Here is a 14128-nt window from a genome sequence, read left to right on the forward strand (position 1 = left end):
CAAACAAATAAGTGAGGTGAATCCCTTCGTTTAGAAGGGAACTAATTGGACCCATCAATAGTCATTAATTTAAGTTTAGTTGTGTTATTCATCATTTTTACAGCCTTTTTCGTAGGTGCGGAATTTTCTGTCGTGAAAGTGCGTATGTCGCGCATCGATCAGCTTGTCGCTGAGGGGAACAAACGGGCAATTATTGTCCGCAAACTAGTGGATAACCTGGATTATTACTTGTCAGCGTGTCAGTTGGGGATTACGGTCACTGCCCTTGTATTGGGTGCATTAGGTGAGCCTACGGTCGAGAAAATACTGCATCCGCTGTTCCATGAGTTTGGTCTCTCTGAATCCCTGTCTACCATTCTCTCGTATGCAATTGCTTTTGCATCGGTTACATTCTTACATGTTGTAATTGGAGAACTGGCACCAAAGACACTGGCGATTCAGTATACAGAGCAGTTGACATTAATTCTAGGACCGCCGTTGTATTGGTTTGGTAAATTAATGGCACCATTCATCTATTTGCTGAACGGATCCGCGCGTGTGTTTTTAAGAATGTTTGGTGTGAAGCCGGCAGCTCATGAGTCAGCACACTCGGAGGAAGAACTGCGTATTATCATGACGCAGAGCTATCAAAGTGGTGAAATTAACAAAACAGAACTTAGTTATATGGAAAATATCTTTACATTTGATGAACGTGTAGCGAAAGACATTATGGTTCCGCGAACACAAGTGGTTACATTGGAAAAATCCATGACCGCTGCGGAAGTAATTGAAGTGATTGATGAACATCAATTTACCCGTTACCTAGTGACAGATGATGGAGATAAAGACCATATTATCGGATTCGTTAACGTGAAAGAGATGCTGACAGATTTTGCTGCCGGCAGAAGGCAGAACTTGCCTAACTTCATCCATGAACTGCCTACTATTCATGAAGGAACTTCGCTGCAGAGCGCCCTTCTTAAGATGCAGACAGAACGTGTGCACATAGCGCTTGTAGTGGATGAGTATGGCGGTACAGCAGGTATTCTGACAATGGAAGACATCTTAGAAGAAATTGTTGGTGAAATTCACGACGAGTTTGATGACGATGAAGTACCGGATATTCAAGAAGTCGACGGCCTGACTTATCATATCAATGGCCGTGTGCTGCTGGACGATCTTGAAGATCAATTTGAGTTTGTATTCGATGATCGGAACGATGTGGATACAATCGGCGGCTGGATTTTCGTCAAGAGTGATGAAGTTGAGGATAAAACAACTGTCGTGGATGAAGCAGGAAATGAGTGGGAGGTTATCGAAATGGATAATCATCAAATCTTAATGATTGAACTGCGCATCCTGGAACAAAAACAGCTTCCTGTTATGGAAGCGTGAAAACATGAGTAAGAAAAATGGCTGGGATGCCTCTGTGCATCCTGGCCTTTTTATATGGAGGTATAAAAACGTTGAGTGAGAAGCATACCATTAAACTTTACGAAAATAAGCACCAAGAAAAAAATGAGGTTGCCCGGCATCAGCATGATATCTCCCATCAGCTGCTTTATGTTTTGGATGGAGAAGGCAGGTGTGAACTGCATAATAGCAGCCGAGAGCTGCGGCGGGATTGTATTGTGCTCATTTCTCCGCATACGGAGCATGCTATTCACGCTCTTTCAAAAATGACGGTGCTTGTACTTGAGTTTAACAGTCATCATCTTGCAGAGGATGTTAACGCTTATTTAGTAGAGCCAGTTTTCTCGGTATCGCGCGTGTTGAATCTCTCCCTGTTTGAAAGCAGTGAGATTCGGCAGCTGCTGCGGAAGATGCTGTTTGAGCAGTCGCAAGTTCACCCTATTCATGCAATCGGTTTAAAGCTATTGTTGGCACAAGTTCTGTATCAACTGACGATCATGCAGCAGGAAGATATGACGCAGGATATGAATGCCAGAAGAGCAAAATGGCTGAAGAACCATTTAGAAACTCGATATTTTGAGATTGCAAGTATGGAAGAACTGGCAGCGAAAGCAGGAGTGAGCAGCCGCTATATGAATCAGGTTTTCAAAGAAATGTATGATACAACGCCGTATCAATTTCTCACAGAAGTGAGGCTGGTAAAGGCAAAAAAAATGCTGCAAGAATCAGACCGAGAGATTGTTTCAATCTGCTTTGAAGTTGGATTTGAAGCAGTATCTACCTTTTATCGGGTGTTTAAAAAATATGTTGGCGTTACGCCAAATGTTTACCGGCGAACGGCAGATGACTTCCGAAATTGAGAATCTGGGAAAAGATTGATAAGATAAATGAAAACGCTTTATTTATACTGTTCTTAAAAGAATAGTAGGAGGGCGTTAGGATGGCAGCAAAGAAAATTGGGATTATCATGAACGGTGTAACAGGAAGAATGGGGACAAACCAGCATTTAATTCGTTCGATCGCAGCTATTCGTGCAGAAGGCGGCGTACTTCTTTCAAATGGAGAGCGCCTTCTGCCGGATCCAATCTTAGTTGGAAGAAACGAAGAGAAGCTTTCCAAGCTTGCCAGAGAAAATAATGTGGAGCGATACAGTACTGACCTGGAAGCTGCATTGGCAGATGACTATAACGTTATCTACTTTGATTCCCAAACAACAAATCGAAGAGAAAAGAGTATTAAGCAAGCGATTCAAGCCGGTAAACATATCTATTGTGAGAAGCCTACAGCTACTAGTCTTGAGGGTTCATTGGAATTAGCGAGATTGGCGCGCGAGGCCGGCGTAAAGAACGGCGTGGTGCAAGATAAACTTTTCCTACCAGGATTGTTAAAGCTGAAGCATTTAATCGATAGTAATTACTTTGGTGATATATTGTCCGTGAAGCTGGACTTTGGTTATTGGGTCTTCGAAGGCGACTGGCAGGAAGCGCAGCGTCCAAGCTGGAATTACCGGGCTGAAGATGGCGGCGGTATTATCGTCGATATGTTTGCACATTGGCGCTATGTGATTGACCATCTATTCGGTGAGATTGACAGCATGACATGCATAGGAGCAACACATATTCCTTATCGAGTTGACGAAGCAGGTAATCGCTACAAAGCAACAGCGGATGATGCTGCATATGCTATCTTCGCTTTGAAAAACGGTGTTGTGGTGCAAGCCAATTCTTCTTGGACGACTAGAGTAGATCGAGATGACCTTGTTACATTCCAAGTGGATGGCACATTGGGCAGCGCAGTCGCTGGGTTGCGTGATTGTAAGGTTCAGCATCGTGTATCAACACCAAAACCGGTTTGGAATCCTGATATTCCGAATACGATCGACTTCCGTTCCCAGTGGGAATCGCTGCCGGAAAACCGTACCTATGACAATGGATTCAAAATTCAGTGGGAACAGTTTTTGCGACATGTAGAAGAAGATGCCGCTTTCCCTTGGGACTTGCTTGAAGGTGCGAAAGGTACCCAGCTGTCTGATTTAGGGTTAGAAGCGTGGCATGAGAAGAAGTGGGTCACTGTACCGAGCTTGGAAATCTAAAGGAGGAAGCAGCATGACAACAATTCTTTTACCAAAGCAAGGGGGGTCCTTGGAGCCGTACACAATGATCCATTCCGCCTCTACTTATCCGACAGAAGGTACTTTCCGTAAACGGACGGCTTACTCCGCTGCGCATGTTGTGGCGGACACAAAGTCGGCGGCACATCCAATACTTGGCGGAGCAATTGATTGGGATGCTACGCTTGCTTATCGAAAAACACTGTGGAAGCTCGGTTTCGGTGTAGCAGAAGCAATGGATACAGCGCAGCGAGGCATGGGTCTTACATGGGATATGGCAAAGGAACTGATTTCGATTAGTGCACAAGAAGCGCAAAAGGAGAATGCACTGCTTGCTTCTGGTGCAGGCACAGACCATCTCGAGGCAGATAAGACGTATACATTAGCTGAAATTAAGCAAGCGTATGAGGAACAGACGGCCTTCGTTGAAGGGACCGGCAGCCGTATCATTTTAATGGCAAGCCGTGCCCTAGCTGTAAGCGCCCGTTCTGCAGCGGACTATCAAGACGTTTATGGACATGTGCTAAAAGGTGTAAACAAACCCGTTATCCTCCACTGGCTGGGTCCGATGTTTGATCCAAAGCTTACAGGCTATTGGGGAACAGAAACAATCAGCACTGCGATGGATGCTTGTTTGGAACTGATACATCAAAATAAAGCGAAAATAGATGGCATTAAAATCTCACTGCTGGATAAAGACAAAGAAGTGGAGATGCGAGCGCAGCTGCCGGCATCTGTTCGTATGTATACAGGAGATGATTTTAATTATCCGGAGCTGATACAGGGAGACGGCGGGCAATACAGTCATGCACTTCTTGGTATCTTTGATGCAATTGCACCGGCAGCATCCGAAGCGCTGCGTGCACTTGATGCAGATGATATAGAGGGGTATCGAGAGATCTTTGATAAAACTGTACCGCTTGCTCGGCATATTTTCGAGACGCCGACTTATGCTTACAAAACAGGTGTTGTTTTCTTGGCCTATCTTAATGGCTACCAATCACACTTCCGGATGATTGGCGGAGCAGAAGGAGCTCGGTCTGTTCTCCACTTGAGCGAACTCTTCCGACTGGCGGATCAAGCTGGCGTACTGGTAGATCCAGATCTCGCTGTCGAGCGTATGCAGCTCGTATTAAAGATTGCTGGGATTGAACAGAAGGTGACGACATGACAAAAGCAAATCTGCAGCTGCTCAGTCTCAATCAGATTACGACAGAAAATTGGTCGCTTTCGGAAGCGATTCAGGGATGTGCGCGACATGATATACACTGGATTTCTATTTGGCGGCATAAGTTAGAGGAGTTCGGCGTAAAGGAAGCGAGAAAGCTGCTTACGGAATACGGTGTGCAAGTATCCAGTCTTTGCCGCGGCGGTATGTTCCCAGCAGCGACGGAGCGGGAAAGACAGCAGCGCATTGACGACAATAAGCGCGCAATTGAGGATGCAAAGGCGTTGGGGACAGATGTGCTTGTGCTCGTATGTGGACCGGCGCCCGACAAGAATATCAAACAGGCTCGTCATTGGGTCGAGGCAGGAATCGAAGCGATTCTTCCATATGCTGAAGAACTCGGTGTGAAGCTTGGTATTGAACCACTGCATCCGATGTACGCTGCCGACCGCTCTGTTATTAATACATTGGGGCAGGCAAATACACTGACAGAGCGTCTGCAATCCGATCATCTTGGTGTTGTGGCGGATGCCTTCCACATCTGGTGGGATCCTGAGCTGGAACACCAGATAGCTCGCGCAAAAGGGAAGTTATTGGGCTTCCATGTTTCTGACTGGAAGGTGCCAATGCGGGATATGTTTAAAGGCCGTGCGATGATGGGTGATGGTGTAATTGATTTGCGCGGGATGCGCAGCATGGTAGAGGAAGCTGGCTATCATGGACCAATTGAAGTGGAGATTATCAATCAGGAGATCTGGGATCAGCCAGGTGATGACGTCCTTCATCAAATGAAGCAATGCTACCAGGCACATGTGTAAAGGAGAGTTGTGAAATGGCACTGCTGCATCAGCTAGAGGAATTAGCCCACAATATCGCTGCTTCTGACAAAAAGATGCCGGTACCTTTCACTTTTTCGGTGGCAGGGCTGGATCACCCGCATATTTACAGCATGACACAAGGGTTGCTGGATGCAGGCGCACAGCTTGTACATGTTTATGACAAGAACATAGACCAGTCGAAGGCATTTGTGGAGAAATTTCGTACGGGAGAAGTTGTTTCGGAGTTGTCTCATATTCTGCATAGTGAAGTGGATTTGGTAGCGACAAGTATTGTGCCATCTGAACGATGCGATTTAGGTATTCAAGTGCTGGAGCATGATAAGCATTTTCTGTCGGCGAAAGCTCCTTTTACGACAATGGATCAGCTGCTTGCAGCAAAAGAAGCTGTACGCCGGACAGGGAAGAAGTGGGCTGTCTTCTATAGTGAGCGTTTAGCAGTTGAAGCTGCACTGCTCGCGGATGAGATTGTGCAGTACGGCTTGATCGGTGATCTATTCCAGCTAACTGGGTCGGGGCCGCATCGACTGCAAGCAGGCACGCGGCCTGAATGGTTTTTCGATCCATCGAAAAACGGGGGGATACTCTGTGATATCGGCAGTCATCAGATGGAGCAGCTGCTGCATTACAGCAGAACTTTAGAAGCAAACGTCCTGCACAGCAAGGTAGCGAACTATGCGCATCCTGAATACGGAGCGTGGCAGGATTTTGGCGATGCGACGCTAGTGACAGACTCTGGTATCAGCCAGTATTTCCGTGTTGACTGGTTCACACCTGCTGGACTTCGGGTCTGGGGAGACGGCCGTACGGTATTACATGGTACGAATGGTTTTATCGAGTTACGCAAGTATACAGATGTTGCGCGTTCTGCTGAGGGAGAGCATTTGTATATTGTGACAGATCACGAAGAATTGTACTTTCCGGTAAAGGGGAAGGTTGGAATCCCTTATTTCAGCCAGTTGATTGGTGATTGTGTGTATGGGACGGAAGTGGCGATGAGCCAGGAACATACATTTCGGGCGGCGGCTTTGGCAATTCAAGCACAGGAAAAAGCCATCAGTCTGACGAAGGCAGGGGAGAAGTGATGAAACAAAAAATCGTTTTAATTGGGATGAACGGATATGGCGAGCATTACTTAGAAGCGCTATTGACTCGAGAAGATGTCGTCTTCGTTGGTATTGTAGAAATTCATCCGGAGAAAAGCGCATTTTTAGAAAAAGTGAAGCAGCTGAAGATTCCAATATTTACAACGCTAGAAGCCTTCTATCAGCAGAATCAGGCTGATTTAGCAATCATCGCTACACCTATTCACTTGCATACAGAGCAGGCGATATGTGCCCTTCAGCATGAATCAAATGTGCTTTGTGAGAAACCGATATTTGCTGATATGCAGGATCGTTACCAATGGGAGCAGGCAATTGCAGAATCTGGCAAGTGGGCAGCTGTTGGTTTTAACTGGTCGTTCACGGCACCTATTCTAGAGTTGAAGGAAGACATCCGCCGAGGTATCTATGGAAAACCCAAACAGCTGAAAACGTTAGTATTGTGGCCGCGGGATGAAGATTACTTTGCTCGTTCAGCATGGTCAGGGAGGCTGGCATCTGCTAATGGAAAGCTGATTCGTGACAGTGTAGCGAATAATGCTGCTGCACACTTTATTCATAATATGTTGTTTGTATTAGGAGAAGAATTGCAGCGTACCGTGCAAGTTGACCGTCTGGAAGCAGAACTTTACCGAGCAAACAATATTGAAACATTTGATACTTGTGCTATCCGTTTAGAAACAGAGGGTGGCTGTGAGATGCTCTTTCTTGGATCGCATGCAACAGAAAAAGAACAAGGGCCGCAATTTATGTATACGTTTGAAAAAGGTCATATTGTATATGATTGCAATCTTGACCAAGGTGTTATCACTGCTTATACAGAAGATGGGCAGGAGAAGGTCTATGGAAATCCGCAAGCAAATCATCTTGATAAATTAGATTATTGTATTGGTGCTCTGACAGATGGCAGAGACATTCCGTGTACCTTTGAAACAGCAATCGGTCATGCGGCAGTTATTGAAGCTGTGCATAAGGCAGTACCGCAGAGTCACACGTTTCCAGCAGAAATACAGCAGTTGACTGGTAAGAGAAGAACGGTTGCTGGGTTAGAGGAAGAATTGCATACGTGTTTTGTAAAAGGGAAGCTGCCAAACGAATTGCAGATTCCGTGGAGCAGACCTGCCCAACAGGCAGATGTAGTCACAACAATGCAAAAAGGCAGCCCCTAATTCGGGTCTGTCACATGCAGTATTTTGTAAGCGCTTTATACTATAGTGTGGAGGGTGAAGCATGAAGCGAGCAAAAACGACGTGGTTGATTCTTGCTGTTTTACTGCTTGGGATTGGTGTATTGATGATTGTTGGTCCATCAACAGATGCAGCTGAACAGGAGACAAAGAAACTGACGATGGGGCATATCCACAATCCCAATAGTCCGGTTTATGCCAGCTTAGAGGAATTCACAGGTGAACTAGAGGAGCGTACGGATGGGGTCATTTCGACCGATATTTACACAGAAGGCAGCCTTGGCGGGGAAAGAGTTATGCTGGAACTTGTCCAAAATGGTGTGGTGGATATGGCGAAAGTGAACGGTGGTGTGCTGGAGAGCTTTTATCCTGATTTTTCTATTTTTAGTCTGCCATATGTGTTCGAGGATGAAGAGCACTTCAAAAAAGTCATGCAGTCGGAAATTGTGAAAAATCTTTATAAAGAGCTGGAAGAGGTCGGCTTGCACGGTATCGCTTATTATGATGCTGGAGCACGCAGTTTCTATACGGCTGATACACCGATTCAGACTCCCGAAGATTTACACGGATTGAAGATCCGTACCATGACAAATACAACTTCCATTCGCACGATGGAGCTGCTCGGCGCCTCGCCGACTCCATTACCTGCGCCAGAAGTGTATACGGGTCTGCAGCAGGGGGTAATTGATGGAGCCGAGAGCAGTCCTATTGCGCTTACGGATGCGAACCATGGTGAAGTTGCTAAATTCTTTTCTTATGATGAACATACGCGTATCCCAGATTTCCTAATTATGAGTGAGAAGACATGGGATAGCTTAACACCAGAACAACAGCAAGCAGTGGAGGAGTCGGCAGCAATTTCTTCTGAAAATCATAATGCGCGCTGGGATCAATTAATCGAAGAGAGCATCAAGAAGGCAGAAGATGAGATGGGCGTCACATTTAATGAACTGGATCAAGCTCCATTCAAAGAACTTGTGCAGCCGCTGATAGAAGAGAGACGTGAGGATCCTAAGATTGCCAAGGTGCTTGATGACATTGCAGCATTGGAGTAGGTCAACAGCTTTACAGAAAATGGATAGGAGCTGAATGAGGTGGAAAAAATACGATACTGGGTAGATAAATGTATCTTGCTTGTAACCTGTACATTAACTGTCTTCTTGGTCGCCGGTGCTATTTGGCAGGTTTTCACTCGCTTTGTCTTGCAAAATCCAAGTGTGTTTACAGAAGAAGTATTGCGATTTTCCTTCATCTGGGTAGGCTTGCTGGGTGCTAGTTATGCTTTTGGTGTGAAAGAGCATATCGCGCTGACATTTTTAATGTCTAAGTGGAAGCATAAAAAGGATAAAAAAGCTGCTGAGATTATAATTGAAGTAACAGTCTTACTGTTTATGATAATCGTATTTATCATTGGCGGGTCACAGCTTATGCTGGAGACAATGTCACAGACTTCACCAGTTCTTGGTTTGCCGATGGGATATGTGTATGCCGCGCTGCCGCTCTCGGGTCTGCTGACTGTATATTACATTGTTACGAATCGACTTATGGCACGTAAAGAAGCAGCCAGAAGGAGGCATGCCGCATGACTAGTGTTGCGCTTGCAGGTATTGTGTTATTTGGGCTGTTCTTTCTCCTTATCTTCTTTGGTGTTCCGATTGCTGTCAGTATTGGTCTGTCAACTTTAGTAGCGGGTCTTACGCTGCTGCCTTTCGATGAGGTACTGATTGTCGTGGCACAGCAGTTTGTTACCGGAATAGACAGCTTTGTGCTTCTATCATTGATTTTCTTCACGTTAGCAGGCAGCATCATGAATACAGGCGGGATTGCTCAGCGGCTAATCAACTTTGCAAAGCTGCTGGCAGGACGGATGCCGGGATCTTTAGCTCACACAAATGTAATCGGAAATACATTGTTCGGCGCCTTATCTGGCTCGGCAATTGCCTCGGCGGCAACGATGGGAAAAATTATGTCTCCCTTACAGAAAAAAGAAGGCTATGATCCTACATATTCAGCGGCTGTTAATATTGCATCCGCGCCGGCGGGATTAATTATTCCTCCTAGTGGGACGCCGATTATCTATTCTGTATTAAGCGGCGGAACCTCTATCGGAGCTTTGTTTATTGCAGGATATCTGCCAGGAATTCTAATGGCAGTCTTAATTATGATAATGGCCTTTATAGTTGCCAAACGCAGAGGATATGCAGTTTCTGATCCTATTCGGTTTTCTCAAGCGATGAGAGTAACATTACAAGCTATCCCTAGTCTTCTGCTGATCGTAGTTGTTATTGGCGGGATATCACTAGGTGTGTTTACTGCTACAGAAGGGGCAGCTGTCGCTATCCTTTATGCAGTGATATTGTGTTTGATTTACCGGAGCCTGACATGGAAAGATATCCCGGTCATTCTGCGGGACACAGTCATCTTCTCTGGTGTTATCTTACTGCTTATCGGTGCTTCATCTGCTATGTCCTGGATCTTATCTTACTCCAAGCTTCCGCAGTTCGTCAGCGAAGGGATCCTCCAGCTCAGCGATAATAAGATGATATTAATCTTAATCATGGTTCTTTTGCTGCTGCTGGTCGGAACATTTATGGATATAGCGCCAGCGCTGCTAATCTTTACACCGATACTTTTGCCAATAGCTTTGGAATTAGGCGTGCATCCGGTACACTTTGGGATGATTATGTCTATGGGGCTGGCTATTGGTACAATTACGCCGCCGGTGGGAACGGTACTCTTCATTGGATCGAAAGTTGGGGATGTATCGATTGAACAGGTAACTAAACCATTATTGCTTTTCTATATTCCGGTCATAATAGCCTTCTTGGCTGTGGCTTATATTCCGGCTATAAGTTTGTGGCTTCCAGAGCTGATGGGAGTATTAGAATAAACAGAAAAGGCCTTCTGCTTAAGGAAGGCCTTTTTGTGTGAGGTCAATAACAGCTAAATGCTTCGACACGATTCAAATCAATTCCAAAATACTGCCAGCGGAATTGCTGCGGGCGCCAGCGGAATCCAGCGATAGATGTGCGACCGACGAATACTGGGTAGTACCAGAAGCGCTGACCGTTTTCGAGTTGCATGTAAGTGTATCGGTACAGACAAAATCTGATTCCGCCAGGATCTACTGCAAATGCAGAGGGCCCGCCACTACTGCTAACGGACTGCAGCTGCGGAATCTGTGACGGCGGCGGTCCTGGTGGTCCGAACTGCCCCTGCTGCTGTCCGGCTTGCCCGCCAGATCCAGAAGGAGGCCCGAATGGGAAGCCACCCTGTCCACCGGATCCAGGAGGAGGTCCGAATGGGAAGCCACCTTGCCCGCCGGAGCCAGAAGGAGGCCCAAATGGAAAGCCGCCCTGTCCGCCAGTTCCGGGTCCGCCGAAACCTGGCAGTCCAGGAACTTGAATTTGTCGATGCTGACTTTGTTTATCGTTTTTGTTGTACATCACTATTCTCCCTTCTTGCTTCTTCTCCATCGTATGTAACAAATCGGGTTTGGGTAGCTTGCCTAGTATATTTTCATGTGTTTCTTTACAGCAGGCGATGGGAATAAGGTTGAAGGATTAAGGGAGGAAGGAATTATCGTGGTTGAAAACGAGGAAGCGATACAAAAAGTTTACAAAGCGAAAGAAGAAACAAAGCCATGGATACGCAGATTCGGTCGTGTGGGCTATATGGTAAAGGGAATTGTTTATATGGTAATTGGAGTTTTAGCGCTTTTTTCAGCGCTTCATCTTGGTGGCGAAACGACGGGAACAACCGGAATGCTAGAGCAACTATCCGGAATACCGTTTGGAAATATGCTGTTGTGGTTTATTGGAATTGGATTAATTGGGTATGTAAGCTGGGATGCGATACAGGCTATTACAGCCCCAAATAACAATAAAGGAAGCAGAGTAAAAAAGATTGTTACGCGTATTAATCATGGTGTTTCTACAATTCTTTATGCAGGTGTTAGTTTAAATGCACTATCTTTTGCAGCAACCAATCACAGCTGGGGAGAACATTCAAAATCTTTATCAGAAAAACTGCTGACTTATCCGTTAGGAACGTGGCTGGTTGGTTGTGTTGGAATAATTGTCATTATATTCGGTGTACAGCAAGTATTCAGCGGAGCAACAGGCAGCTTTTTACGTCAGTTCAATCGCATGGAGATGAATAAGAAAGAAAAACGCATTGCCCTTTATGCCGGTCGAGTTGGCAAAATAAGCAGAGGAATTGTGTTCAATATTATGGGGTCTTTTTTTATTATTACCGCCATCCAAGCTAAAACCTATCAAGCGAGGGGGATAGACGGAGCACTCAGCAAGATAATCCAGCAGCCATTTGGCCGCTGGATGCTCGGTGTCGTTGCGCTCGGATTTATCTTATATGGTGTATACTGTGTTATTCGCGGACGCTATCAGTGGATGAGTTTTGGGAAGCGTGTATAATCTGTATCGTATCTTCTCATTATATAGAGTAGCTGAAGCATTTGGAGAGAGGTATTCATTACTTATTTTTTGAACATATAAATAGGAAATGAAAAAAACGTTAACCTAAGTGAAATAACTTTTGACAAGTCCCAAAAGTAGGAGTAAAGTTGAAAGTGGATATTTTGAGCAATTTGTGAACGTACAGTTGTGAACAAATTCACAACAAAGTATAATGTTTACGTATAAATATATTGGATTGCCATAGCAAAGGAGAATACGTTATGTCTGAAACAAACGAAAGTGTTAGCCAGAGCCAACAGGATCTTATTGGCCAATTGCTAAAGCCTGAAGTACAAGAATCATTGACTTCTTTGATTGATCAGCTGCCAAAAATCAATGAGCTTGTGAATGCGTTAACAGCATCTTACGATTTTGCACAAGCTGTTGCAACGGATGATGTTTTGAAATCTGATACTGTTGGTGCGATTACAGAGGTACTTCACCCAGTAACGGATTCTGTGAAAACAGTTGCCCAAACTGCAATTGAAGCGAAAGACCGTGCTGAAACAAGCAATGAAACAATCGGACTATTCGGTTTGCTTCGTCTTATGAAGGATCCGCAAGCACAAAAAATGTTCCGTTTTGTTCAAAGCTATTTGGAAGTAGCAAACGAAAAAGAAAATCAAAAACAAAAATAAGAGCTTAAAGGTAAGGACGGAGGATTAAGTATGGCAAAGAATATCGTTATTTTAGGCGCCGGTTATGGCGGAGTCTTAGCCGCTCAAACTGTACGTAAGTATTACAGCAAAGCAGAAGCTAATGTAACACTTATCAATAAAACACCAACACACCAAATCATCACTGAGCTTCATCGTCTTGCAGCAGGCAGTATTTCCGAGCAAGCAGTAGCAATGCCTGTAACGAAGCTTCTTAAAGGTTTGGATGTTGATTTTAAAGTGGCAACAGTAGAAAGCTTCAATGTTGATACGAAAGAAGTTGTCCTAGAAGGCGGCAATACACTTTCTTATGATGCGTTGGTAGTTGGACTCGGAAGCAGAACGGCTTACTTTGGTATCCCTGGATTGGAAGAGAACAGCCTTGTTCTGAAATCCGCAGCTGATGCAAACAAAGTATACAACCAAATTCAAGATAAAATTAAAGCTTATGCAGCATCTAAGAATCCTGCAGACGCAACAATTCTTATCGGTGGCGGCGGTCTGACTGGTGTTGAGCTAGTAGGCGAAATCGCGGACAAGCTTCCATCTTACTGCTTGCCTCACGGTGTAGATCCAAAAGAAATCAAGTTGCAGCTAGTTGAAGCAGGTCCTAAGGTCCTTCCGATGCTTCCGCAGCACCTTATCGATCGCGCGCAATCCAGCTTGGAAAAACGCGGCGTTGAATTCTTACTTGGATTGCCTGTAACGAATGTAGAAGGCAACGTTGTAGAATTGAAAGACGGTCAGAAGATCGAAACGAATACATTTGTTTGGACAGGCGGCGTACAAGCCTTCCCAATGGTAGCGGAGTCTGGTTTAGAAACAGATCGCGGCCGTGCAACTGTAAACGCGCACCTGCAGTCTAAGAGCCATCAGGATGTATTCGTTGTCGGTGACAGTGCAGTATACTTCGGTGAAGACGGTCGTCCTTGGCCGCCAACAGCTCAGATTGCTTGGCAAATGGGTGAGCTAGTAGGATACAACTTATTCGCTTACCTTGAAGGAAAAACAATGGAAGAGTTCAGCCCGATTAACTCCGGTACACTTGCAAGCCTTGGCCGCAAGGATGCTGTAGCCTTCATCGGTGCTAACCAGACACCATTGAAAGGTCTTCCAGCTACAATGATGAAAGAAGCAAGTAATATCCGCTACTTGACTCACGTAAAAGGCCTATTTAGCTTAGCTTACTAATACACAGTAAA

Annotated in this window: 14 protein-coding genes; 13 read left to right on the forward strand and 1 reads right to left on the reverse strand. The window is 45.2% G+C overall.

The genetic code is table 11. From position 1 onward, the window contains the following. Positions 1-45: 45 nt before the first annotated feature. From KS242_RS01790 to KS242_RS01835, 10 genes are all read left to right on the forward strand, one after another. A complete protein-coding gene (locus tag KS242_RS01790; protein ID WP_217322746.1) occupies positions 46-1374 on the forward strand; it encodes a hemolysin family protein in 1329 nt (442 codons plus the stop codon). A 71-nt stretch (positions 1375-1445) separates the two neighbouring features. Continuing rightward, a complete protein-coding gene (locus tag KS242_RS01795) occupies positions 1446-2252 on the forward strand; it encodes a helix-turn-helix domain-containing protein (protein ID WP_254391774.1) in 807 nt (268 codons plus the stop codon). Between the two features lie 80 nt (positions 2253-2332). Further along, positions 2333-3484 (forward strand): Gfo/Idh/MocA family protein, encoded by a 1152-nt coding sequence (locus KS242_RS01800; RefSeq protein ID WP_217322747.1) that lies wholly within the window; start codon positions 2333-2335, stop codon positions 3482-3484. A 13-nt stretch (positions 3485-3497) separates the two neighbouring features. Then, positions 3498-4673: a dihydrodipicolinate synthase family protein gene (locus KS242_RS01805; RefSeq protein WP_217322748.1), complete on the forward strand. Its 1176-nt coding sequence runs from the start codon at positions 3498-3500 to the stop codon at positions 4671-4673. Further along, positions 4670-5488: a sugar phosphate isomerase/epimerase family protein gene (locus tag KS242_RS01810; RefSeq protein WP_217322749.1), complete on the forward strand. Its 819-nt coding sequence runs from the start codon at positions 4670-4672 to the stop codon at positions 5486-5488. The genes KS242_RS01805 and KS242_RS01810 overlap by 4 nt, the downstream gene beginning before the upstream one ends. Positions 5489-5502: 14 nt before the next feature. Then, the gene (locus KS242_RS01815) at positions 5503-6591 is read left to right on the forward strand and encodes a Gfo/Idh/MocA family protein (protein ID WP_254391775.1); all 1089 of its coding nucleotides are present in this window, start codon (positions 5503-5505) and stop codon (positions 6589-6591) included. Then, the gene (locus KS242_RS01820; protein WP_217322750.1) at positions 6591-7778 is read left to right on the forward strand and encodes a Gfo/Idh/MocA family protein; all 1188 of its coding nucleotides are present in this window, start codon (positions 6591-6593) and stop codon (positions 7776-7778) included. Before KS242_RS01815 ends, KS242_RS01820 begins: the two co-directional genes overlap by 1 nt. 61 nt (positions 7779-7839) lie before the next feature. Further along, positions 7840-8850, forward strand: a complete 1011-nt coding sequence (locus tag KS242_RS01825; protein WP_217322751.1) for a TRAP transporter substrate-binding protein — start codon at positions 7840-7842, stop codon at positions 8848-8850. A gap of 39 nt (positions 8851-8889) precedes the next feature. Beyond that, complete coding sequence (locus KS242_RS01830) at positions 8890-9381, forward strand: TRAP transporter small permease (RefSeq protein ID WP_217322752.1); 492 nt, start codon at positions 8890-8892, stop codon at positions 9379-9381. Next, a complete protein-coding gene (locus tag KS242_RS01835) occupies positions 9378-10685 on the forward strand; it encodes a TRAP transporter large permease (RefSeq protein ID WP_217322753.1) in 1308 nt (435 codons plus the stop codon). The genes KS242_RS01830 and KS242_RS01835 overlap by 4 nt, the downstream gene beginning before the upstream one ends. A gap of 43 nt (positions 10686-10728) precedes the next feature. On the opposite strand, the gene KS242_RS01840 is transcribed toward KS242_RS01835, so the two are convergent. Beyond that, positions 10729-11241, reverse strand: a complete 513-nt coding sequence (locus tag KS242_RS01840) for a hypothetical protein (RefSeq protein WP_254391776.1) — start codon at positions 11239-11241, stop codon at positions 10729-10731. Positions 11242-11379: 138 nt separating this feature from the next. On the opposite strand from KS242_RS01840, the gene KS242_RS01845 reads away from it, so the two are divergent. From KS242_RS01845 to KS242_RS01855, 3 genes are all read left to right on the forward strand, one after another. Then, a complete protein-coding gene (locus KS242_RS01845) occupies positions 11380-12228 on the forward strand; it encodes a DUF1206 domain-containing protein (RefSeq protein WP_254391777.1) in 849 nt (282 codons plus the stop codon). Positions 12229-12491: 263 nt separating this feature from the next. Continuing rightward, positions 12492-12908: a helical membrane plugin domain-containing protein gene (locus KS242_RS01850; protein ID WP_217322755.1), complete on the forward strand. Its 417-nt coding sequence runs from the start codon at positions 12492-12494 to the stop codon at positions 12906-12908. A 30-nt stretch (positions 12909-12938) separates the two neighbouring features. Next, positions 12939-14117 (forward strand): NAD(P)/FAD-dependent oxidoreductase, encoded by a 1179-nt coding sequence (locus KS242_RS01855; protein ID WP_217322756.1) that lies wholly within the window; start codon positions 12939-12941, stop codon positions 14115-14117. Positions 14118-14128: the final 11 nt, after the last annotated feature.

This window comes from Terribacillus sp. DMT04, assembly GCF_019056395.1.
Lineage (GTDB): Bacteria > Bacillota > Bacilli > Bacillales > Amphibacillaceae > Terribacillus > Terribacillus aidingensis_A.